Below are 22,212 nucleotides of genomic sequence, written 5' to 3'. Positions count from 1 at the left end.
CGCACAGCACCATTGATAGGGTCCGATTCGTGCCGAAGAATGCAGCGGTGGTCTCGGTGATCACGCCGGCGTACAACGTCGGGCGGTGGATCGGGGAGGCCATCGACTCGGTGAGGCGGCAGAGCGAGGGCCGCTTCGAATACGTCGTCGTCGACGACGGCTCCACGGACGACACGGCGGACGTCGTTCGCGGGCGGGCGGCCCTCGACGCCCGGATCCGGCTCGTCTCCACCACCAACGCGGGCTCCGGCGCGGCCCGCAACCTCGGCATCGCCGAGACCACGGCGCCGTTCGTGGCCTTCCTCGACGGCGACGACCGCTGGCACCCGGAGTTCCTCCGCCGCCAGCTGCACACCATGCACACCGCGCCGGGCCCGATCGGCGCGACCTTCTGCCACACGCGCGTGATGCTGGAGAGTGGCCGCGTCGTCGGCCCGCGCTGGCAGCCGGCCGGCCCGTGCGACATGGACCGGTTCCTCGCCGAGAACAACCCGACGCACAACGGCAGCTCGCTGCTCGTGCGCCGCAGCTGCTTCGACGAGGTCGGCGTGTTCGACACCAGCATCGCCAGCGCCGTCGACCTGGAGATGTGGCTGCGGATCGGCGCCTGGTCGTCGACCCCGCTCTTCTACGGCATCCGCCGCTACCTGGTCGACATGCGGCTCATGCGCACCGGCAGCATCAGCTCGAACCGCACCGCGCGGTACGAGGCGCTCGACAAGATGCTCACCGAGTACGCGCCGATGATGACCCGGCTGCACCCGGGCCTGGCCTTCGTCCAGCCCGCGGTGTTCGCCTACCGGGACGGGCACGACGAGATCGCCGAGCGCTGGGCCCGGCAGGCCCTCACCGCAGGCCCCACCCGGCTCGCCCGCAGCCGCTGGGGCCAGTCGCTGCTGGGCTGGCACGGCGCCGGCCCGGCCGGCCGGATCAAGATGCGCGCGGCGCGCGACGGCGCCCGCGCCGGCATCTACGGCGGGATCTCGAAGGTCATCCAGTCCGTCGGCTGAGCGGGTGGCCGAGCGGGCGACCAGGCCGTGCGCTCAGCCGAGCCCGGTCGGCAGCCGGACCACCACGGTCAGGCCGCCGCCCGGCACCGGCTCGGCCCGCACCGCACCGCCGTGCGCCGCCACCACGGCCCGCACGATCGACAGCCCCAGCCCGGAGCCGGCAGTCCCGCCGGTCCGGGGCACCGGCCCGCGCCGGAAGGGTTCGAACAGCTCCCCCACCCGCGCCGGGTCGATCTCCGGCCCGCTGGAGGAGACCCGCAGCTCCGCGCCGCCGTCGAGCGGCCCGGTGCACACCTCCACCCAGCCGCCGTCGACGTTGTGCCGCACGGCGTTCTCCACGAGGTTGCCCGCCACCCGCTCGAGGAGCGCGGGATCGCCCGAGACCGGTGCCGGCCCGCCCGTCGTCCGCACGTGCAGGCCGCGGCGGGCCGCCTCGGTCGCGGTGACCCGCACGGCGTGCGCCCCGGCGTCGCGCAGGTCCACCGGCCGCCGCGCCGGCTCCGCGATCCCGCCCAGCGCCTCCGTGCGTGCGAGCAGCAGCAGGCCGGACACGAGGTCGTCCGCCCGGCGGGTGGCGTCCCGGACCACCTCGCCCATCCGCCGCAGCTCGGCGACGTCGGCGTCCGGGTCGGCCAGGGTCACGTCGACCTCGGTGCGCAGCACGGAGAGCGGGGTGCGCAGCTCGTGGCTGGCGTTGGCGACGAACCGGCGCTGCACCTCGAAGGCGCCCTGCAGCCGGTCGAGCATCGCGTCGAACGTGGTGGCGAGCTCGGCCAGCTCGCCGCGGGCCTCGCGCAGCCCCAGCCGGGCGTCGAGGTTCTCGGCCGACAGCCGGCGGGCGGTGGCCGTGACCTCGTGGAGCGGGGCGAGCACCCGCCCGACCAGCACCCACGACGTGAGCCCCGCGGCCAGGACGACCAGCGGGAAGGCGATCAGCCCGGCGTGCAGCACGTCGGCGCGCGCCGCGTCCCGCACGGCGGCGGTGACCTGCTCGGCCGGGACCTCGACGGATCCCACGCGGACCGGGGTGCCGGGCGGCAGGGAGGGCACGGACGCGGCCACCCCGCCGACGAGCAGCCAGCCCAGCCACAGCAGCAGGGCGCTGACCAGCGCGACCAGGGCGGTGCCGAGGAGCGTCAGCTGCCACCGCAGCGTGAGCCGCGTGCGCACGGCGCCCTCCTCCCGGCCGCCCGGTCAGCCGGCGGAGGGCACCCGGTACCCGGCGCCGACCACGGTCTCGATCACGCCGGGCTCACCGAGCTTCTTGCGCAGCGTCATGACCGTGACCCGGACCGTGGTGGTGAAGGGGTCGGCGTTCTCGTCCCACACCCGCTCGAGCAGCTCCTCGCTGGACACGACCGCGCCGCCGGCGCCCATCAGCACCTCGAGGACGCCGAACTCCTTGCGGGTCAGCTCGACCGGCGACGCCGCGCGGGTGACGGTGCGCCGCGCGGGGTCGAGGGCGACGTCCCCGGCCACCAGCACCGGCGGGACCGCGGGGGCGGACCGCCGGCCCAGGGCCCGCACCCGGGCGACCAGCTCGGGGAAGTCGAAGGGCTTGGCGAGGTAGTCGTCCGCGCCGCGGGACAGGCCGTCGACCTTGTCCTCCAGGGTGCCGCTGGCGGTGAGCATGAGGACGCGGGTGGTGCCGCCCCCGCCCACGATGGCCGCGCACAGGTCGTCGCCGGGCATGCCGGGCAGGTCCCGGTCCAGCACGACGACGTCGTAGCGGGTGATCGAGGACTTCTCGTGCCCGGTGTCGCCGTCGAGCGCGACGTCGACCGCCATGCCCTCCCGGCGCAGGCCGCGCGCGACCGCCTCGGCCAGTGGGGCCTCGTCCTCGACGACCAGGACGCGCATCAGCCCGCCTGCTCGCCCGACACCTCGCCGGGCTCCGGCACGGCGCCGGCGGACTCCACCACCGGCCCGGCGGGCAGGCAGCCCGGCACCTTCACGGCCCACTCGGTGACCCGGCGGGCGACGTCCTGCGCGGTGAGCCCCACGGCGGCCAGCACGTCCGACCGCGCGCCGTGCTCGAGGAACTCCTGCGGCAGGGCCACGTCCCGCTGCGGGACGTCGACCTCGGCGGTGCGCAGCGCGTCGGCCAGGGCCGACCCGAACCCGCCGTGCCGGCCGGCGTCGGCCACCGTGACGACGAGCTGGTGCGCCCGCGCCATCTCGACCAGCTCCGGCGGCACCGGCAGCACCCACCGCGGGTCGACGACGGTGACGGACACGCCCTGACGGGCGAGCCGCTCGGCGGCCTCCACACCCAGCTCACCGAACGCGCCCACGCACACCATCAGCACGGACGGCGCGGTCCCGTTGACCCGGTCCTCGCGCAGCACGTCGACGGTGCCGGCCCGGCGCACCGCCGGGACCGACTCGATGACCGGCCCCTTCGGGAACCGCAGGGCGGTGGGCCCGTCGGCCACGGCGACGGCCTCGCCCAGCTCCTCCCGCAGCGTGGCCGCGTCCCGCGGGGCGGCGACCCGGATGCCCGGCACCACGCCGAGGATCGACAGGTCCCACATGCCGTTGTGCGAGGGCCCGTCGTTGCCGGTGACGCCGGCCCGGTCGAGCACCAGCGTGACGGCCTCGCGGTGCAGCGCCACGTCCATCATCAGCTGGTCGAAGGCGCGGTTGAGGAAGGTCGAGTAGACCGCGACCACCGGGTGCATCCCGCCGCGGGCGAGGCCGGCCGCCGAGGTGAGCGCGTGCTGCTCGGCGATCCCGACGTCGACGCAGCGCTCCGGGAACTCCTGCTGGAACTTCGCCAGCCCGGTCGGGCCCAGCATTGCCGCGGTGATCGCGACGAGATCCGGGCGCTCGGCGCCGAGCCGGACCAGCTCGTCGGCGAACACGCTGGTCCAGCCGGTGGTCTTCGGGCCGGTCGGCAGGCCCGTCTCCGGGTCGAAGGCCGACGGGCTGTGCATCTGCTCGGCCTCGTCGTTCTCGGCCGGGGCGTAGCCGTTGCCCTTGCGGGTCACCGCGTGCACCACGACCGGGCCGCCGAAGTGCCGGGCGCGGCGCAGCGCGGACTCCATGGCGGCCACGTCGTGCCCGTCGACCGGGCCGAAGTACTTGAGGCCGAGGTCGGCGAACAGCTCCTGCGGACTGATCGCGTCCTTGAGGCCGGCCTTGAGCGCGTGCAGCCCGGCGTAGACCGCGGGGCCGACGACCGGGGTGCCGCGCAGCGTGTGCTTGCCGGCCTCGAGCAGCTTCTCGTAGCCCGGCTGCAGCCGGAGGGTGGCGAGCCGGTCGGCGAGGCCGCCGATCGTGGGCGCGTAGGAGCGGCCGTTGTCGTTGACGACGACCACGACGTTGCGGTCCTTGGCCGCCGCGATGTTGTTGAGCGCCTCCCAGGCCATGCCGCCGGTCAGCGCGCCGTCGCCGATCACGGCCACGACGTGCCGCTGCTGGCCGGTGAGCGAGTAGGCGCGGGCGAGCCCGTCCGCCCAGGACAGCGACGACGACGCGTGGCTGGACTCCACGTGATCGTGCACGCTCTCGGTCCGGCTCGGGTAGCCGGACAGCCCGCCCGTCTTCTTCAGCCGGTCCCAGCCCTCCTGGCGGCCGGTGAGCAGCTTGTGGACGTAGGCCTGGTGCCCGGTGTCCCAGATCAGGGTGTCCCGCGGGGAGTCGAACACCCGGTGCACGGCGATCGTCAGCTCGATCACGCCGAGGTTGGGGCCGAGGTGCCCGCCGGTCCGGGACACCGCGCTGACCAGGAAGTCCCTGATCTCCGACGCCAGCCCGGCCAGCGCGTCGGGGCCGAGCCGCTTGAGGTCGGCCGGGCCCCGGATCGACGACAGAACGTAGGATGGCTGCACGCTCACGTCCGCCACTCTACGAGCGGTGGCCAGCACGGGGCCCGCCGGACACCGGGCGTGACGCGACGGTCACGTGCGGGCAGCCGGCTCCAGCAGGTCGGCGACGTGGGCGAGCTCGTTGACCGTCCACGGCTTGCGGACCCCGTCCCGCCGGGCGACGACCCTGGTCAGGCCGGTGTAGTCGAGCGGGAAGGGCAGCGGCCGCTCGATGCCGAGCAGGTGCCCCAGATAGACGTTGATCACGCCGGCGTGCGCGAAGACCACCGCGGTCCCCCGGCCCGGGTGCGCCGCGATGACCTCTTCGAGCGCGGCGACGACGCGCGCCCGGAAGGCCGGGACGTCGACGTGCTCGGGCAGGTGGCCCTCGACCATCCGCCGCCACTCCTCGGGGTTCTCCCGGGCCAGCAGGTGCACCGGCAGGTACTGCTGCTCGTCGGCGTCGTACTCGCGCAGGTCGTGCACGGTGCGGACGGTGAGGCCGCGGGCCCGGGCGAGCGGCTCGGCGGTCTGCCGCGCCCGGGTCATGGTGCTCGCGTAGACGGCGTCGACCGGCTCGCCGGCCAGCGCGCCGACCACCCGCTCGGCCTGCCGCAGGCCCAGCTCGGTGAGCGCGGGATCGGCCCGGACCGGCGCCTGGGGCGCACCGTCGACCCGGTCCGGCAGCCCGTGCCGGACCAGGACCAGCCGCACGCCTAGAGCTTTCCGGAGGTGGCCACGTGGTCGCCGTGGCCGGCCTCGCGCAGGGTGGTGCGCAGCCGCTCGGCGATCCCGTCCTGCTCGGCGTCGTCGACCGACCTCGCGGCGTTGGCGAAGTCGAACGCCGCCATGTTCCACGCCGGGAACACGTGCAGGTGCAGGTGCGGGACCTCGAACCCGGCCACCAGGAAGCCGACGCGCGGGGGCTGCCAGATCGCCGCGACCGCCTTGGCGATCGTGTGCGAGACGCCGGTGAGGTGCGCGACCAGGTCCGGGTCGGCGTCGACCCAGTGGTCGACCTCCTCGCGCGGCACGACCAGCGTGTGGCCCGGGCCGAGCGGGTTGATCGACAGGAACCCGGCGCAGCGCTCGTCCGACCAGACGAACCGGCCGGGCAGCTCGCCGTCGATGATCTTCGTGAACACGGTGCTCATCACGGCGGACCCTACCGGCCCGCGGCCGTACCGGGGGCGGTCGCCGGTCCGCTCTCCTAGAGTTCCCGCCATGCCCCGCACGATCGCCACGAACACGCCCGTCGAGCGCGAGGAGCTCCTGGAGTTCCTCCGCCCGCGGCACAAGGTCGTCCTGCTGACCACCCGGTCGGACGGTGGGGTCCAGGGCTCCCCGGTCACCGCGGGGGTCGACACGGAGGGCCGGATCGTGGTGTCGACCTACCCGGAGCGGGCCAAGGCGCGCAACGTCGCCCGCACCGGCACCGCCTCCGTGGTCGTGCTGTCGGACGAGTTCAACGGCCCGTGGGTCCAGGTCGACGGGGACGCCGAGCTGATCACGCTGCCGGAGGCCGTCGAGCCGCTGGTCGACTACTTCCGCGCCATCTCCGGCGAGCACCCGGACTGGGACGAGTACCGGCAGGCGATGCGGGACCAGGGCAAGGCGTTGATCCGCGTCACACCCACCCGGTGGAGTCCCGTCGCGACGGGCGGCTTCCCCGCGCGGCTCGCCGACTCCTGATTCACGCCCCCGGTAGCGTTGCCGGGTTCCTCCACCACCGAACGACAACCGAGACGGTCGGCGGGCACCCGCCGGGAAGTAGGGATCGCATGCGTCCGTGGCCGGGCAACCCGTACCCGCTGGGTGCGAGCTACGACGGGGCCGGGACGAACTTCGCCTTGTTCTCCGAGGCCGCCGAGAAGGTCGAGCTCTGCCTGTTCAGCCCGCGGGGCAAGGAGACGAAGGTCGGGCTCACCGAGGTCGACGGCTTCGTCTGGCACGCCTACCTGCCGACCGTCGAGCCCGGGCAGCGGTACGGCTACCGGGTGCACGGGCCGTACGACCCGGCGCAGGGCCTGCGGTGCAACCCGAGGAAGCTGCTGATCGACCCGTACGCGAAGGCGCTCGACGGGCCGGTGAAGTGGGACGAGGCCGTCTTCGGCTACAACTTCGGCGACCCGCTGTCGCGCAACGACCGGGACTCGGCGCCGTTCGTGCCCAAGTCCGTGGTGGTCAACCCGTACTTCGACTGGGGCTCGGACCGCCCGCCGAAGATCCCCTACCACGAGACCGTCATCTACGAGGCGCACGTCCGCGGGCTCACGATCGCGCACCCGGACATCCCCGAGGAGCTGCGCGGCACCTACGCCGGCCTGGCGCACCCGGTGATGATCGAGCACCTGCAGCGGCTCGGGGTCACGGCCGTGGAGCTCATGCCGGTGCACGAGTTCCTCAACGACCACCACCTGCAGGAGAAGGGCCTCTCCAACTACTGGGGCTACAACACCCTGGCCTTCCTCGCCCCGCACCACGCGTACACGATGCGCGGCTCCCGCCCCGGCTCGCAGGTGCACGAGTTCAAGGCGATGGTGCGGGACCTGCACGAGGCGGGCATCGAGGTCATCCTCGACGTCGTCTACAACCACACCGCCGAGGGCTCGGACATGGGCCCGACGCTGTCCCTGCGCGGTATCGACAACCACGCCTACTACCGGCTGGTCGAGGACGACCCGCGCTACTACATGGACTACACGGGCACGGGTAACTCGCTCAACGTGCGCAACCCCCACACCCTGCAGCTGATCATGGACTCGCTGCGCTACTGGGTCACGGAGATGCACGTCGACGGCTTCCGCTTCGACCTCGCCTCCACCCTCGCCCGCGAGTTCTACGACGTCGACCGGCTGAGCGTGTTCTTCGACCTCGTGCAGCAGGACCCGGTGATCTCGCAGGTCAAGCTGATCGCCGAGCCGTGGGACGTCGGTCCCGGCGGGTACCAGGTCGGCAACTTCCCGCCGCTGTGGACGGAGTGGAACGGCAAGTACCGCGACACCGTGCGGGACTTCTGGCGCGGCGAGCCGGGCACCCTGGGCGAGTTCGCCTCGCGCCTGACCGGTTCGAGCGACCTCTACCAGGAGGACGGGCGGCGGCCGTACGCGTCGATCAACTTCGCCACCGCGCACGACGGGTTCACCCTCGCCGACCTGGTGTCCTACAACGACAAGCACAACGACGCCAACGGCGAGGGCGGCAACGACGGCGAGAGCCACAACCGCTCCTGGAACTGCGGCGTCGAGGGCCCCACGGACGACGAGGCCGTGCTGGAGCTGCGCGCCCGCCAGCAGCGCAACTTCATCACCACGCTGATGCTGAGCCAGGGCGTGCCGATGCTGCTGCACGGCGACGAGCTCGGCCGCACCCAGGGCGGCAACAACAACGTCTACTGCCAGGACAACGACATCGCCTGGGTGGACTGGTCGCTGGCCGGCAAGAACGCCGGGCTCGTCGGGTTCACCGCGGGCGTCGCGGCGCTGCGGCACGCGCACCCGGTGTTCCGCCGCCGCCGCTTCTTCCAGGGCAGGCCGATCGCGCCGCGCCGCCGGGACTCCCTGGCCGACATCGCCTGGTTCACCCCGGACGGCACCGAGATGACCGAGGGCGACTGGGACTCCGGCTTCGGCAGGTGCGTGATCGCCTTCCTCAACGGCGAGGGCATCTCCGACCTGGACCCGCGCGGCGAGCGCGTCACGGACGACTCGTTCCTGCTGGCGTTCAACGCCCACTGGGAGGACATCGACGTGACCCTGCCGACGGCGGAGTACGGCAAGGAGTGGGCCATCGTCGTCGACACGGCGGCGGGCGAGGTGGTCACGCTCTCGACCGCCCCCGGCGTGGTCGCGGCCGAGCCGCCGATGACCCGGGCCGGCGCCACGCACACCGTGCCCGCGCGCTCCCTCCTCGTCTTCCAGCGGACCGTGTGATGGCGCGCCCCATCCCCTCCTCCACGTACCGGCTGCAGTTCTCGAAGGACCAGACCTTCGCCGACGCGCAGGGCCTGGTCGAGTACCTGGAGCGGCTCGGAATCGGCACGCTGTACGCGTCGCCGCTGCTCGAGTCCGGCGCCGGCTCCAACCACGGGTACGACGTCGTCGACCCGACCCGGATCTCCGCCGAGCGCGGCGGGCCGGAAGGGCTGCACGCCCTGCTGGCCCGGCTGCGCGAGGCGAAGCTGACGATGCTGCTCGACGTGGTGCCCAACCACGTCGGCGTCGAGGTGCCGAAGGCCAACCCCTGGTGGTGGGACGTCCTGAAGCACGGCCAGGGCTCGCGGTGGGCCGGGCACTTCGACATCGACTGGTCCGCCGGTCCGCTGCTGCTGCCGATCCTCGACGCGGACGAGGCCAACGCCCTGTCCGAGCTCTCGGTGCAGGACGGCGAGCTGCGCTACTACGAGCACGCCTTCCCCCTGGCGCCCGGCACGGAGCACGGGTCGGCCGCCGAGGTCCACGAGCGGCAGCACTACCGGCTCGTGTCGTGGAAGCGCGGCGCGGCGGAGCTGACCTACCGGCGGTTCTTCGACGTGTCCACGCTGGCCGCGGTGCGCGTCGAGCTGCCCGAGGTCTTCGCCGACACGCACCGCGAGATCCTGCGCTGGCTGGAGGAGGAGCCCACGATCATCGGGCTCCGCGTCGACCACCCGGACGGGCTCTCCGACCCCGGCGGCTACGCGCGCATGCTGCGCGAGGCGATCGGGCCGGAGCGCTGGCTGCTGGTGGAGAAGATCCTGCACCTCGGCGAGGAGCTGCCGGTCTCCTGGCCGGTCGACGGGACGTCGGGCTACGAGGCGCTCGCGGACGTCCAGGGCGTGTTCGTCGACCCTTCCGGCGCGGGTCTGCTCACCCAGTTCACGGCCGAGCACACCGGCGTCAAGGTCTCCTCGCACGCGGCCGAGCACCAGGGCCGGCGCGAGGTGGCCGACACGATCCTCGCCGCCGAGGTGCGGCGGATCGCGGCGCTCGTCCCGGTGCCGGAGGCCGCGCCGTCGACCGAGGAGGAGCCGGGCCCGGCCGCGGACCGCGTCCGCGAGGCCGTGGCCGAGTTCCTCTGCGGCTTCCCGGTCTACCGCAGCTACCTGCCCGAGGGCCGCGAGGCGCTCGACACCGCGGTCGCGGTGGCGCGGGCGCACCGGCCGGACCTCGCCCCGATCCTCGAGGCCATCCACGCGGCGATGCTCGCCGACCCGGAGGGCCTGCTCGCCACCCGCGTGCAGCAGACCTCCGGCATGGTCATGGCCAAGGGCGTCGAGGACACCGCGTTCTACCGGTACAACCGGCTCGTCGCCCTCAACGAGGTCGGCGGCGACCCCGGCCGGTTCGGCCTCTCCCCCGCCGCGTTCCACGCGGCGCTGTCGGCCCGCGAGTCCGGGTGGCCGCGGACCATGACCACGCTGTCGACGCACGACACCAAGCGTTCCGAGGACGTCCGGGCGCGGCTGGCCGTGCTCGCCGAGATCCCCGGCGAGTGGGTCGAGCGGGTGCGCCGCTGGTCCGCCCGGCACCCGCTGCCGGAGCGCTCGCTCGAGCTGCTGGCCTGGCAGAGCGTGGTCGGCGCCTGGCCGATCCCGGCGGACCGCCTGGCCGCCTACCTCGGCAAGGCGTCGAAGGAGGCCAAGCTCGCCACCAGCCACGTCGAGGCCGTGCCCGAGGTGGACGAGGCGATCGCCGCGTGGCCCGAGCAGGTCCTGGGCGACGGCGAGCTGGTCACCGAGATCACCGCGTTCGTCGAGCGGATCTCCGCGCCCGGCTGGTCGAACTCGCTGGGGCAGAAGATCCTGCAGCTCGCCGGGCCCGGCGTGCCGGACGTCTACCAGGGCACGGAGCTGTTCGAGTACTCCCTGGTCGACCCGGACAACCGGCGCCCGGTCGACTTCGCGGCCCGGCAGCGGCTGCTCGCCCGCCTCGACGAGGGCTGGCTGCCCGGCGTCGACGACACCACCACCGAGGGCGCGGCGAAGCTGCTGGTCACGGCCTCGGCGGCGCGGCTGCGGCGGTACCGGCCCGAGCTCTTCCACGGCTACCGCGCCGTGCCGGCGCAGGGGCACGCGGCCGAGCACGTGGTGGCGTTCACGCGCAGCCCCAGACTCGTCGCCGTCGCCACCCGGCTGCCGGTCGGGCTCGAGGCGAAGGGCGGCTGGGGCGACACCGTGCTCCCGCTGCCCGACGGCGCCGCGGACTGGCACGACATGATCACCGACACCCCGGTCGACGGCAGTGCGCCGCGGCTGGCGACGCTGCTGTCCCGCTACCCCGTCGCGCTGCTCGTCCGCCCGGCCTGACGAGCCCGTCCTCACACCGCCGGTCCTCACACCGCCCGGCCGGCCCGCACCGGGGCCGGTCGGGCCGTGCGTCTCGCGGCCCGCATCGTGTTGCGCATGATGCAGCTCACGTTCCGGAACTCCGCCACACCGTCTTTACGTTGACCAGCTGATATCTCGGCGATCGAAGTAAAGATCATCCCGAGCGGGAGGACGAGTGACAAGGAGTTCGGTGAGTGAGATCGCAGTACGACTGAAGAACGTCCTGGCGGCCTCGGACGCCTACCGCCAGACCATGGCCCGGCTCGTGGGCCTGGGCGTCCCGGAGACCACGATCCTGGTGCACCTGCTGCACGAGGGCCCGCGGAGGCCGTCGGCGCTCGCGCGCCGCGTGGGCGTCACGCCGGCGAGCGTGACCTCCCAGCTGGACCGCCTCGAGCTGGCCGGGTACGTCGTCCGGCGCTCCGACCCGCGCGACCGGCGGAGCGTGCTCGTGGTCCTGACCGACCGCGGCCACGACCTGGCCGCGCGATTGTTCGCCATTTTCGACCGCGACGTGGCCGTCGGCATCGGCGCCGCCGATCCCGCCGTCACCGCGGAGCTGGGGCGTATTCTCGAGCACCTGTCGCGGCGGCTCGACGAGCGCGCCCGCGACACCCACGCCATCGCCGCCGACCTGGAGGAATCCGGCCTCCACTGATCGCGGGCCGGACCGGTACGAATGGTTCGGCAGCCGTACTTCTCCGCATCGCGATTATCTTCCGAAAAGTGCGGCTGAACGGCCGATTCCGGCACGGCGTGCCGTTCCTACTCTCGACCACGCAACGCACAAGGTCCGGGTCCGATCCCCCCATCCCACCGGAACCTCGTTGCCGGGATCGCCGGCCGTCTCCGTGCCCCCCGACCGGCCGGCGGTCCCGACCCCGGAGCCCCGGGTCCCGCCGTGCGGTGGCGGCGGGAACCGGCCGCACCGCCGTCGGCCCCCGTCAGGAGCCCCGTCGCGGGCGTTGCGCCGCGTGTCACGTGGCCCCCGCGGGCGCACCGGCCGCCCATTCGGCAGGATTCCCCCGTGGCTGACTACGCGGTGTGGGCGCCGGAGAAGGACAAGGTCCGGGTCCTGGTGGACGGCGAGACCTACGCGATGCGGCGGGAGACGGGCGGCTGGTGGCGCGCCGACGTCGAGGACAACGGCCCGGGCTCTGCCTACGCCTTCCTCGTCGACGACGATCCGACGCCCCTGCCCGATCCGCGCTCGACGTGGCAGCCCAACGGCGTCCACTCGGCCTCACGCCGCTACGACCAGAACTCCTTCTGGTGGACCGACCAGGCCTGGACCGGCCGCACGCTGGCCGGCAGCGTGCTCTACGAGTGCCACATCGGCACCTTCACCGACGAGGGCACCTTCGACTCCGCGATCGAGAAGCTCGACCACCTGGTCGCGCTCGGGATCGACATGGTCGAGGTGTTGCCCGTCAACGCCGTCGACGGGCCCCGGAACTGGGGGTACGACGGCGTCGGCTGGTACGCCGTCACCGAGAACTACGGCGGCCCGGACGGCTTCAAGCGGTTCGTCGACGCCGCGCACGCCCGCGGGCTCGGGGTGGTCCTCGACGTCGTCTACAACCACCTCGGCCCGTCCGGTGCCTACCTCGACAAGTTCGGCCCGTACTTCGCGGGCAGCAACATCTGGGGCCCCTCGCTCAATCTCGACGGCCCGTGGTCGGACGAGGTGCGCCGGTTCGCCATCGACAACGCCCTGATGTGGCTGCGCGACTTCCACGTCGACGGGCTGCGGATCGACGCCGTGCACGCGCTGCGGGACACCCGTGCCCAGCACGTCCTCGAGCAGCTGGCCGTCGAGGTGGCGGCGCTCGAGGCGCACGTCGGCCGGCCGCTGTCGCTCATCGCGGAGTCGGACCTCAACGACCCGAAGATGATCACCGCGCGCGAGGGCGGCGGGCTCGGCATGACCGCCCAGTGGACGGACGACATCCACCACTGCCTGCACGGCGTGCTCACCGGCGAGGGCCAGGGCTACTACTCGGACTTCGCCGAGGCCGACCTCGCGGGCCTGGCGCACGTGCTCACCCGCGGGTTCCTGCACGAGGGCACCTGGTCGAGCTTCCGCAAGCGGACGCACGGCGCACCCGTCGACACGGCGCGGATCCCGGGGCACCGGTTCGTGACCTACCTGCAGAACCACGACCAGATCGGCAACCGGGCCACCGGCGACCGGCTCACCCAGCTGCTCTCCCCCGGCATCCTGGCCTGCGGCGCGGCGATCCTGTTCACCTCGCCGTTCACGCCGATGCTGTTCATGGGCGAGGAATGGGGCGCCCGCACGCCGTGGCAGTTCTTCTCCTACTTCCCGGACGAGGGGCTGCGCGAGGCCGTCCGGAAGGGCCGCACCGCGGAGTTCGCCGAGCACGGCTGGGGTGACGTCGAGGTCCCCGACCCCAACGCCGAGTCGACCTTCCTCGACTCCAAGCTCGACTGGACCGAGCACGAGCAGGAGCCGCACGCGACCCTGCTGGCGATGCACAAGGAGCTCATCGCCATCCGCAAGGCGTGGCCCGAGCTCTCCGACCCGTGGCTCGACGAGGTGGCGGTCGACGTCCACCCCGAGGCCCGCACGCTCGTCATCCACCGCGGCCGGCTGCGGGTGCTGGTCAACCTCGGCCCCGAGGAGGTCGCGCTCGACCTGGGCGCCACCATCACCCGGATCCTGCTGGCCAGCGAGCCCACGGCCAGCGAGCAGTCGGACATCACGCTGCCCGGCGAGTCCTTCGCGATCGCGGTGCTCGCCGAGTAGCCCCCGAATGCACGAACGGCACTCTCGCTCGGTAGACGTGAGCGAAAGTGCCGTTCGTTCGGCTGTGGGCGGACGCTCCTATGGTTCGTCAAGCCCGTGAGGTCGTCGGTGGGTGTTCGAGCTGTCGGTAGAGCTGGCGGGTGATGTAGCGCTTGAGGCACCGGCGGATCTCGGGATCGGTCTTGCCTTCGGCGGTGCGTCTGGCGGCGTAGGCGCGGGTGTCGGGGTCGTAGCGCAGCCGTGAGACGGCGATGGTGTGGATGGCCCGGTTGAGCTGGCGATTGCCGGAGCGATTGAGCCGGTAGCGCACGGTCTTCCCGGAGGACGCGGGGATGGGTGCGGTGCCGGCGAGCATGGCGAAGGCACCGTCGTCGCGGCAGCGGCCCGCGTGTGACCAGGCGGCGAGCACGACCGCGGCGGTGATCGGGCCGACCCCGGGTAGTGGGAGCAGGTCCGGGCGCCAGGACCGCACGATCGCCCGGATCGCCTTCTCATGCTCCCCAGCCTCGGCCTCGAGAGACTGGATGCGCTTGGCGAGGGCTTTGAGCGCGGTCATCGTGGTGAACACGTGCACGTCGGCGGCGGCGGTATGCGGGCGCAGCTTCGCCGCGGTGGCGACCATGACGACGATGCTCTGTTCGCGGAACCGGTCCCGGACCAGCTCTGGGGCGGTGACCACCAGAGCCCGGAGCTGACGCTGAGCGTTCGCGCCGGCCTCGACCGCGCCGCGGCGCACGGTCAGCAGGTTCTGCAGCGCGGCCCGGTCGTCGCCGGACTTGGGCTGGGCCAACCGGGTGCGAGACAGAGCCTCGCGCGCGGCGCGGGCGGCGTCGAGCGGGTCGGACTTACGCCCACCACGGCGCGCCGGTCGTCCGGGACGGTCGAGCTCGATGACCAGCTCCTCCAGGTCACCGAGGTGTCGGGCCAGGCCGGCACCGTAGCCGCCGGTGCCCTCGATCGCCCACCCGCGCAGCCCGGCGTGGGTGTCGGCGAACTCGACGAGCTCGTTGTACCCGTCGGCGTCCGCAGCCACCGTCACCGTCGCCAGGATCGCTCCAGTGGCTGCGGTCACAGCGGCGGCTGTGTGGGTGTCGGTGTGGGTGTCGACGCCGATCACGACATCGACCAGGTCAGCGAGCCTGGACTTCTGTATCGGCTCTGACAGCATGGACATCTGCGTTCTCCTTGCCGGGAGGGACGTGGAAGGTCCCGGTCCCGGTTCGGAGCCGGCAAGACTGTGACGGGACACGCCAGCGCCTACTGGCGGTCAAGCTCCTGATCAGGCCAGCTGCTCCGGCCGGGGCCGGCGCCGACGACAACAGGTGGGCAAGTCCGCTCGAAGGCACCCGAAGAGCCAGTCAGGCGAAGGGCCACACCCGCTGTCGTCGCGCACCAACCCACCATCACCGGGCCGGTACCGCCAGCCTCACAGTCAGATGAGGCCGCTCAGATCAGACCCAGGCCCTTGACGGCCTCGCGCTCCTCGACCAGCTCGGCCACGGAGGCGTCGATCTTCTCGCGGGAGAAGTCGTTGATCTCCAGGCCCTGGACGATCTCGTACCTGCCGTTCTTCGTGGTGACCGGGAAGGACGAGATGATGCCCTCGGCCACGCCGTAGGACCCGTCGGACGGAACGGCCATCGAGGTCCAGTCGCCCTCGGGGGTGCCGTTGACCCAGGTGTACACGTGGTCGATCGCCGCGGAGGCCGCCGACGCCGCGGACGACGCGCCGCGGGCCTCGATGATCGCCGCGCCGCGCTTGGCCACGGTCGGGATGAACTCGTCCCGCAGCCAGGACTCCTCGACCTGCTCGGCGGCGATCTTGCCGCCGACCTCGGCGTGGTAGAGGTCCGGGTACTGGGTGGCGGAGTGGTTGCCCCAGATCGTCATCTTCGAGATCTCGGAGACCGGCACGCCCAGCTTGCCCGACAGCTGCGCGAGCGCGCGGTTGTGGTCGAGGCGGGTCATCGCGGTGAACCGCTCGGCCGGGACGTCCGGCGCGGCGCTCTGCGCGATGAGGGCGTTGGTGTTGGCCGGGTTGCCGACGACCAGGACCTTGATGTCGTCCGCGGCGCCCGCGTTGATGGCCTTGCCCTGCGGGGCGAAGATCCCGCCGTTGGCCTCGAGCAGGTCGCCGCGCTCCATGCCCTTCGTGCGCGGGCGGGCGCCGACGAGCAGGGCGACGTTCGTCCCGTCGAAGGCCTTGGTGGCGTCGTCGAAGATGTCGACGCCGGCCAGCAGCGGGAAGGCGCCGTCGCTCAGCTCCATGGCGGTGCCCTCGGCGGCCTTGACGGCCTGCGGGATCTCCAGCAGGTTCAGCTTCACCGGGGTGTCGGACCCCAGGAGCTGCCCGGAGGCGATCCGGAAGAGCAGCGCGTAACCGATCTGGCCAGCGGCTCCGGTGACAGTGACGGTGACAGGAGTGGACACGCCGTGAGGCTAGCCCTCCCTCCGCGGGCGCGCCGCGACGGGGATCACCCTGGTGGCGGCACCTTCGGTGTGACCTCCGACCCGCGCGCCGCCGCCCACGGCGCCCCGTGCCTCCGGTGTGCCCCGGTGGCCGGTGGACCGGACGCCGCGGGATGATCCGGGCGTGACCGCTCCCCTGCCGCTGTCCGCCCGGGCGGTCGCCCCCGACCTCGCCCGGGGCGCGATGCTGCTGCTGATCGCGCTGGCCAACGTGCACCTGTTCCTGCTGGCCGCGCCCGGGGTGCGCGGGTACCCGGACGAGCCGGGGCCCGTCGGCGGGGTGGTCACCGCCCTGCAGATGCTGCTGGTCGACGGGCGCGCCTACCCGCTGTTCGCCCTGCTCGTCGGCTACGGGGCGGTCCAGCTCGCCCGCCGGCGGGACGACGAGGGGGCGGCCGTCCGCCTGCTGCGCCGCCGAGGTGCGTGGATGATCGTCATCGGCGCCGTGCACGGGATCCTGCTGTTCCCCGGCGACATCGTCGGTGCCTACGGGCTGCTGCTGGTTCTGCTGGCCGGGTTCCTGGTCCGCGGCACCGAGGTCACGCTGCGGACGATCGCCGCCGTCGGGGTGGCGATCACCGTCCTGCTCGGTGCGGGCACCGGGCTGCGGACGGGTGCGCTCACGCTGCCCTCGGTCGCCGCACCCGACGTGCGCACGGCGCTGGGCCTGCACGTCAACGAGTGGATCGGCGGCACGCTGTCGGCGGCCCTGTTCACCGTCGGGATGCTGGCCGTCGGCGCCCTGGCCGCGCGCCGCAGGCTGCTCGACGAGCCGGAGCGGCACCGCCGCACCCTCGTCCGGGCGGCCGTGGGCGGGCTGACCGTCGCGGTGGTCGCCGGGCTCCCGCTCGCGGTGGCCGCGGCGGGCTGGTGGCGGCCGTCGGTGGGGCTGTCGGCCCTGCTCGGCCTGCTGCACGCGGTGGGCGGGCTCGCCGGCGGCGTCGGGTACGCCGCCCTGTTCGGCCTGCTCGCCACCCGCGCCGTCGGTCCCGTCGGGCGGGCCCTGGTCGCGACGGGCCGCTGCTCGTTGACCTTCTACCTCGCCCAGTCCGTGGTGTTCTGCGCGCTGCTGCCGGCGTGGACGCTGGGGTGGGGTGCGCGGATCGGCGCGGCCGGCGCCGCGCTGCTCGCCGTCGCGACCTGGGTGGCGTCCGTGCTGGCCGCGACCCTGCTGGACCGGGCGGGCCGCCGCGGACCCGCCGAGGTCCTGCTGCGGCGGCTCACGTACGGGGCCCGACCTGCACGTCCGGGCGCTGACCAGGCGGGATAGGGTCGGCCCCGTGGCGAAGCGGGACAGCAGGGCGACGCAGGCGAGCGAGCCGGCGCCGGTGGCGGACGTCCCCTACCACCGGGCCCTCTTCGGTGCGCTCGGCTGGGGCGTGGTCGCCTTCGCCCTGCAGGTCGTGTTCGGCGGGACCGGCGGGACCACGGGCCTGCTGATCCAGGTCGGCTGGATCCTCATCGCCGCCGTGCTCGCCGCGTGGCCCACCTGGTACGCGGCCCGCCGGCGCGGCTGGCCCGAGCTCTGGAAGCTCTTCCTCCTCGCCGCGCCGGCCTTCTGGGTGCTGCGGGCGGTCACCCTGATCCTGGACCGCCTGCTCTTCCACTGACCGCGGCTAGGTCCGTCGCCTGGAGCTGATCACCCCGGTGTCGAAGCCGGCCAGGTGCAGGCCGCCGGCGAACCGGGCGTGCTCCACCTTCAGGCACCGGTCCATCACGACGGTCACGCCCGCGGCTCCGGCCTTCGCCGCCAGGTCCTCGTCCCACAGCCCGAACTGCAGCCACCAGGTCTGCACGCCCTGCGCGTCCGACCCGAGCGCCAGCACCTCGTCGAGCACGCCGGGCAGGTCCTGGGGGCGGCGGAAGGTGTCGACGAGGTCGGGCACGCCCGGGCAGTCCGCCAGCGACGGGTACACGGGGCGGCCGAGGATCTCGGTGGCGTTCGGGTTCACGAACCACACCTCGTAGTCCGTGCTCGACAGGAGGTAGGTCGCCACGAAGTTCGACGCCCGCGCGGGATTGGGCGAGGCGCCCACCATCGCGACCGTGCGGGTGTCGCGCAGGATCCGCTGCCGTTCCAGCGCCGACGGGTTCTGCCAGCTCATGCGCTCTCCTTCGCGGCCTCGGCCAGCGCCTGGTCGAGGTCCCAGATGATGTCGTCCGCGTCCTCGAGCCCGACGCTGATCCGGATCAGGTCCTCGGGCACCCCCGCCGCCTCCAGCTGCCCGGCGGTCAGCTGCTGGTGGGTGGTGGAGCCCGGGTGCAGCACGAGCGTGCGGGCGTCGCCGACGTTGGCCAGGTGGCTGCACAACCGCACGGACTCGATGAACCGCGCGCCGGCCGCGCGGCCGCCCTTCACACCGAAGCTGAACACCGCGCCCGGGCCCTCGGGCAGGTACCGGCGCGCCCGCTCGTGGTGCGGGTGGTCGGGAAGCCCGGCGTACCGCACGTACTCCACCCGGGGGTCGGCGTGCAGCCACTCCGCGACGCGCTGCGCGTTCGCGACGTGCGCCCGCATCCGGAGGGGCAGCGTCTCCACGCCCTGGAGCAGCAGGAACGCCGAGTGCGGGGCCAGGGTCGGCCCGACGTCCCGCAGCTGCTCGGCGCGCAGCTTGGTGAGGAAGCCGAGCTCCTGGAAGTTGCCCCACCAGGTGAGCCCGCCGTAGCTGGGGACCGGCTCGGTCATCGACGGGAACCGGCCGTTGCCCCAGTCGAACCGCCCGGACTCGACGACGACGCCGCCGAGCGTGGTCCCGTGTCCGCCCAGGAACTTGGTCGCGGAGTGGATCACGATGTCGGCGCCGTGCTCGATCGGCCGGCAGAGGTACGGCGTGGCCAGCGTGGCGTCGACGATCAGCGGCACGCCCGCCGCGTGCGCGACGTCGGCCAGCCCGGCCAGGTCCGCCACCTCGCCGCCGGGGTTGGAGACGACCTCGGTGAACACGAACTTGGTCTTCTCCGTGATCGCCGCGGCGTAGTCCGCCGGGTCGCCGCCCGGGACGAACGTCGTGTCGACGCCGAACCGGCGCAGCGTGACGTCGAGCTGCGTGATCGTGCCGCCGTACAGGCCCGACGCGGCGACGCCGTGGTCCCCCGCCCCGGCCAGGCAGGCGAAGGTGAGGAACTCCGCGGCCTGCCCGCTGGCGGTGGCCACGGCGCCGATCCCGCCGTCGAGGCTCGCGAGCCGCTCCTCCAGCACCGAGACGGTCGGGTTGCCGATCCGGCTGTAGATCAGGCCGTACTTCTGCAGCGCGAACAGGCTCGCCGCGTCCTGGGTGTCCTCGAAGACGAAGCTCGTCGACTGGTAGATCGGGACCGCCCGCGCGCCCACGGCCGAGTCCGGCACCGCCCCGGCGTGCACCGCCCGGGTGTGGAAGCCCCAGGCGCGATCCCGCCGCTCCCTGCCGTCCCCGGTGTCGTCGCTCATACGCCCATCCTGCCTCGCCGGATCGGCGGCCGTCGCCCCGACCGACCGGTCACCGCCGCGGGAGGCGGACCAGTCCCTCCTGCATGGTGCTGGCCACCAGCCGGCCGTCCCGGGTGAAGAAGCGGCCCTGCGCCAGCCCGCGCCCGCCCGATGCGGCAGGGCTCCAGCACTCGTAGAGCAGCCACTCGTCGGCGCGGAAGGGCTGGTGGAACCACATGGCGTGGTCGAGGCTCGCCATCTGCACGGACGTGCTGGTCAGGTCGTGGCGGCCCACCACCGAGCCGAGCAGGGTGAGGTCGGAGATGTAGGTGAGCAGGCAGACGTGTCGCAGCGGGTCGTCGGGCAGCCGGCCGTCGGCCTTCATCCAGGCGCGCAGCGGGTCGTCGGTCGCCACCCGGTCCTCGGTCCACACCGGCTCGTCGACGAACCGGATGTCCAGCGAGCGCGGCACCCGCTCGATCCAGGCCGCCCCGGCCCCGGACACCACCCGGTCGCCGATGCTGGGCAGCTCGTCCGGCGTCGGCACCCCGTCGCTCATCGGCACGGAGTGTTCCAGCCCCTCCTGCGCGAGCTGGAACGACGCCGACAGCGCGAAGATGGCCTCGCCGCCCTGGATCGCGAGCACCCGGCGGGTGCTGAACGAGCGGCCGTCGCGGACCCGCTCGGTGCGGAACACGATCGGCCGGCCCGGGTCGCCGCCCCGGATGAAGTAGGCGTGCAGCGAGTGCACCCCGCGGTCCGGCTCGATCGTGCGGCCCGCGGCGACCAGCGCCTGCGCCGCGACCTGCCCGCCGAACACGCGGACGGGCGACGTCGCCGGGCTGGTGCCGCGGAAGAGGTCCACCTCGAGCTGCTCCAGCTCGAGCAGCCGCATCAGCTCGTCGAGGACGCCCTGTCCGCGCGGCACACCGTCGACGTCCAGCATGATCCCGGGGGCGCGAGGTTCGGTCACGCCGGGATCCTCCCGCACCCGGGCCTCAGGCGTGGTCCTCCTCGCCCAGCCGGTGGACGCGGATGAGGTTGGTCGAGCCGACGGTCGAGGGCGGCGAGCCCGCGACGATCACGACGAGGTCGCCCGGCTGGAACCGGCCGATCGAGAGCATGGCGTGGTCGACCTGACGGACCATCGCGTCCGTGGAGTCCACGGTGTCGACCAGGAAGGTCTCGACGCCCCACGTCATCGCGAGCTGACTGCGCACCTCGGGGGCCGGGGTGAAGGCCAGGAGCGGCAGCCGGGTGTGCAGCCGGGCGAGCCGGCGCACGGTGTCGCCGGACTGCGAGAAGGCGACCAGCGCGCGGGCCGAGAGGCGCTCGCCGATGTCGCGCGCGGCATAGGAGAGCACCCCGCGCTTGGTCCGCGGGACGTGGTTCAGCGGCGGCACGTTGGCCGGGCCCGCCTCGACGGCCTCGATGATTGTGGCCATCGTGCGGACCGTCTTGATCGGGTAGCGGCCGACGCCGGTCTCGCCGGAGAGCATGAGCGCGTCGGCGCCGTCGAGCACCGCGTTGGCCACGTCGGAGGCCTCGGCACGGGTCGGGCGTGAGTTCGTGATCATCGATTCCAGCATCTGCGTGGCCACGATGACCGGCTTGGCGTTCTCGCGGGCGATCTGGATCGCGCGCTTCTGCACCAGCGGCACGTTCTCCAGCGGCAGCTCCACACCCAGGTCGCCGCGGGCGACCATCACGCCGTCGAACGCGAGCACGATGGCCTCGAGGTTGTCGACGGCCTCCGGCTTCTCCAGCTTGGCGACGACCGGGAGCTTCACCCCGACCTTCTCCATGATCCGGTGCACGCCGTCGATGTCCGCCGGGCTGCGCACGAAGCTCAGCGCGATCACGTCGACCGACAGCGTGAGCGCGAACTCCAGGTCCGCGATGTCCTTCTCGCTCAGGGCCGGCACCGTGACGTTCATGCCGGGCAGCGAGATGCCCTTGTTGTTGGACACCGGGCCGCCCTCGGTGACCCGGCAGACCACGTCGTCGCCCTCGACCTCGATGACGCGCAGGCCGACCTTGCCGTCGTCGACCAGCAGCCGGTCCCCGGCCCGGGCGTCCCGGGCGAGCCCCTTGTAGGTGGTGGAGACGCGGTCGTGGGTGCCGGCGCAGTCCTGGACCGTGATCCGCACCTCCTGGCCGGTCTGCCACTCGCTCGGGCCGTCGGCGAACGTGCCGAGCCGGATCTTCGGCCCCTGCAGGTCCGCGAGGATGCCGACGGCGCGGCCCTCGGCGTCGGCCGCGTCGCGCACCATCTGGTACACGCGCTTGTGGTCGTCCCGCGTGCCGTGGCTGAAGTTCAGCCGGGCGACGTCCATGCCGGCAGCGACCAGCTCCCGGATACGGTCGGGCGTGGCGGTGGCCGGCCCGATGGTGCAGACGATCTTGGTGCGACGGGTCACGAGGTCAAGCGTAGCGCGCTC

At 73.2% G+C, this 22,212-nt stretch carries 19 protein-coding genes; 8 read left to right on the top strand and 11 right to left on the bottom strand.

The window, feature by feature from the left end; translation table 11 throughout:
* The first annotated feature begins 29 nt into the window (after nucleotides 1–29).
* Nucleotides 30–1,010 (top strand): glycosyltransferase family 2 protein, encoded by a 981-nt coding sequence (locus ACQP04_RS14105; protein WP_433507486.1) that lies wholly within the window; start codon nucleotides 30–32, stop codon nucleotides 1,008–1,010.
* A 33-nt stretch (nucleotides 1,011–1,043) separates the two neighbouring features.
* Here the strand turns inward: ACQP04_RS14105 and ACQP04_RS14100 are convergent, their stop codons facing one another.
* The 5 genes from ACQP04_RS14100 to ACQP04_RS14080 all read right to left on the bottom strand — a co-directional run bounded on the left by ACQP04_RS14100 (nucleotide 1,044) and on the right by ACQP04_RS14080 (nucleotide 5,973).
* Nucleotides 1,044–2,180, bottom strand: coding sequence for a sensor histidine kinase (locus ACQP04_RS14100; RefSeq protein ID WP_433507485.1), 1,137 nt, complete (start codon nucleotides 2,178–2,180; stop codon nucleotides 1,044–1,046).
* Between the two features lie 24 nt (nucleotides 2,181–2,204).
* A complete protein-coding gene (locus ACQP04_RS14095) occupies nucleotides 2,205–2,870 on the bottom strand; it encodes a response regulator transcription factor (protein ID WP_037041403.1) in 666 nt (221 codons plus the stop codon).
* Nucleotides 2,870–4,843, bottom strand: a complete 1,974-nt coding sequence (gene dxs, locus ACQP04_RS14090; protein WP_433508363.1) for a 1-deoxy-D-xylulose-5-phosphate synthase — start codon at nucleotides 4,841–4,843, stop codon at nucleotides 2,870–2,872. Before dxs ends, ACQP04_RS14095 begins: the two co-directional genes overlap by 1 nt.
* Before the next feature lie 69 nt (nucleotides 4,844–4,912).
* Entirely contained in the window at nucleotides 4,913–5,533 is a 621-nt protein-coding gene (locus ACQP04_RS14085; protein ID WP_433507484.1) for a histidine phosphatase family protein, read from the bottom strand.
* 2 nt (nucleotides 5,534–5,535) lie between these two features.
* Nucleotides 5,536–5,973 (bottom strand): HIT family protein, encoded by a 438-nt coding sequence (locus ACQP04_RS14080; protein WP_433507483.1) that lies wholly within the window; start codon nucleotides 5,971–5,973, stop codon nucleotides 5,536–5,538.
* Between the two features lie 70 nt (nucleotides 5,974–6,043).
* Between ACQP04_RS14080 and ACQP04_RS14075 the strand changes: the two genes are divergently transcribed.
* From ACQP04_RS14075 to treZ, 5 genes are all read left to right on the top strand, one after another.
* Entirely contained in the window at nucleotides 6,044–6,511 is a 468-nt protein-coding gene (locus tag ACQP04_RS14075; RefSeq protein ID WP_433507482.1) for a PPOX class F420-dependent oxidoreductase, read from the top strand.
* Between the two features lie 89 nt (nucleotides 6,512–6,600).
* Entirely contained in the window at nucleotides 6,601–8,751 is a 2,151-nt protein-coding gene (gene glgX, locus ACQP04_RS14070) for a glycogen debranching protein GlgX (protein ID WP_433507481.1), read from the top strand.
* A complete protein-coding gene (gene treY / locus ACQP04_RS14065; RefSeq protein WP_433507480.1) occupies nucleotides 8,751–11,105 on the top strand; it encodes a malto-oligosyltrehalose synthase in 2,355 nt (784 codons plus the stop codon). The genes glgX and treY overlap by 1 nt, the downstream gene beginning before the upstream one ends.
* A gap of 211 nt (nucleotides 11,106–11,316) precedes the next feature.
* Entirely contained in the window at nucleotides 11,317–11,784 is a 468-nt protein-coding gene (locus ACQP04_RS14060) for a MarR family winged helix-turn-helix transcriptional regulator (RefSeq protein WP_433507479.1), read from the top strand.
* 369 nt (nucleotides 11,785–12,153) lie between these two features.
* Complete coding sequence (treZ, locus tag ACQP04_RS14055; protein WP_433507478.1) at nucleotides 12,154–13,896, top strand: malto-oligosyltrehalose trehalohydrolase; 1,743 nt, start codon at nucleotides 12,154–12,156, stop codon at nucleotides 13,894–13,896.
* Nucleotides 13,897–13,984: 88 nt separating this feature from the next.
* On the opposite strand, the gene ACQP04_RS14050 is transcribed toward treZ, so the two are convergent.
* Nucleotides 13,985–15,070 (bottom strand): IS110 family transposase, encoded by a 1,086-nt coding sequence (locus ACQP04_RS14050; protein WP_433507477.1) that lies wholly within the window; start codon nucleotides 15,068–15,070, stop codon nucleotides 13,985–13,987.
* A gap of 272 nt (nucleotides 15,071–15,342) precedes the next feature.
* Entirely contained in the window at nucleotides 15,343–16,326 is a 984-nt protein-coding gene (locus ACQP04_RS14045) for a malate dehydrogenase (protein WP_433507476.1), read from the bottom strand.
* Nucleotides 16,327–16,489: 163 nt separating this feature from the next.
* On the opposite strand from ACQP04_RS14045, the gene ACQP04_RS14040 reads away from it, so the two are divergent.
* The gene (locus ACQP04_RS14040) at nucleotides 16,490–17,635 is read left to right on the top strand and encodes a DUF418 domain-containing protein (RefSeq protein WP_433507475.1); all 1,146 of its coding nucleotides are present in this window, start codon (nucleotides 16,490–16,492) and stop codon (nucleotides 17,633–17,635) included.
* 10 nt (nucleotides 17,636–17,645) lie between these two features.
* Nucleotides 17,646–17,975 carry a hypothetical protein gene (locus ACQP04_RS14035; RefSeq protein WP_433507474.1) on the top strand — a complete coding sequence of 110 codons (330 nt, stop codon included), beginning with the start codon at nucleotides 17,646–17,648 and terminating at the stop codon, nucleotides 17,973–17,975.
* 6 nt (nucleotides 17,976–17,981) lie between these two features.
* On the opposite strand, the gene ACQP04_RS14030 is transcribed toward ACQP04_RS14035, so the two are convergent.
* Genes ACQP04_RS14030 through pyk form a run of 4 tightly spaced genes read right to left on the bottom strand, consistent with a single transcriptional unit; the run spans nucleotide 17,982 to nucleotide 22,191 of the window.
* Entirely contained in the window at nucleotides 17,982–18,470 is a 489-nt protein-coding gene (locus ACQP04_RS14030) for a CoA-binding protein (RefSeq protein ID WP_037041383.1), read from the bottom strand.
* Nucleotides 18,467–19,792 carry an O-acetylhomoserine aminocarboxypropyltransferase/cysteine synthase family protein gene (locus ACQP04_RS14025; protein WP_433507473.1) on the bottom strand — a complete coding sequence of 442 codons (1,326 nt, stop codon included), beginning with the start codon at nucleotides 19,790–19,792 and terminating at the stop codon, nucleotides 18,467–18,469. The genes ACQP04_RS14030 and ACQP04_RS14025 overlap by 4 nt, the downstream gene beginning before the upstream one ends.
* Nucleotides 19,793–19,841: 49 nt before the next feature.
* On the bottom strand, nucleotides 19,842–20,717 hold the full coding sequence (locus tag ACQP04_RS14020; protein WP_081923808.1) for an acyl-CoA thioesterase: 876 nt from the start codon (nucleotides 20,715–20,717) through the stop codon (nucleotides 19,842–19,844).
* A 52-nt stretch (nucleotides 20,718–20,769) separates the two neighbouring features.
* Nucleotides 20,770–22,191, bottom strand: a complete 1,422-nt coding sequence (pyk, locus tag ACQP04_RS14015) for a pyruvate kinase (protein WP_433507472.1) — start codon at nucleotides 22,189–22,191, stop codon at nucleotides 20,770–20,772.
* Nucleotides 22,192–22,212: the final 21 nt, after the last annotated feature.

Origin of the sequence: Pseudonocardia halophobica (assembly GCF_050948485.1) — a bacterium.
In the GTDB taxonomy this organism is placed as follows: Bacteria; Actinomycetota; Actinomycetes; order Mycobacteriales; family Pseudonocardiaceae; genus Pseudonocardia; species Pseudonocardia halophobica.
The sequence above is the reverse complement of the archived record's forward strand: the minus strand, read 5'-3'. Positions and strand labels throughout refer to the sequence as shown.

Excerpts from the sequence above, each read along its gene's own strand:
- ACQP04_RS14095 (WP_037041403.1), bottom strand. The coding sequence starts at position 2,870 with ATGCGCGTCCTGGTCGTCGAGGACGAGGCCCCACTGGCCGAGGCGGTC.
- ACQP04_RS14080 (WP_433507483.1), bottom strand. The coding sequence starts at position 5,973 with ATGAGCACCGTGTTCACGAAGATCATCGACGGCGAGCTGCCCGGCCGG.
- ACQP04_RS14075 (WP_433507482.1), top strand. The coding sequence starts at position 6,044 with ATGCCCCGCACGATCGCCACGAACACGCCCGTCGAGCGCGAGGAGCTC.
- glgX (WP_433507481.1), top strand. The coding sequence starts at position 6,601 with ATGCGTCCGTGGCCGGGCAACCCGTACCCGCTGGGTGCGAGCTACGAC.
- treY (WP_433507480.1), top strand. The coding sequence starts at position 8,751 with ATGGCGCGCCCCATCCCCTCCTCCACGTACCGGCTGCAGTTCTCGAAG.
- ACQP04_RS14050 (WP_433507477.1), bottom strand. The coding sequence starts at position 15,070 with ATGTCCATGCTGTCAGAGCCGATACAGAAGTCCAGGCTCGCTGACCTG.
- ACQP04_RS14030 (WP_037041383.1), bottom strand. The coding sequence starts at position 18,470 with ATGAGCTGGCAGAACCCGTCGGCGCTGGAACGGCAGCGGATCCTGCGC.
- ACQP04_RS14025 (WP_433507473.1), bottom strand. The coding sequence starts at position 19,792 with ATGAGCGACGACACCGGGGACGGCAGGGAGCGGCGGGATCGCGCCTGG.
- ACQP04_RS14020 (WP_081923808.1), bottom strand. The coding sequence starts at position 20,717 with ATGCTGGACGTCGACGGTGTGCCGCGCGGACAGGGCGTCCTCGACGAG.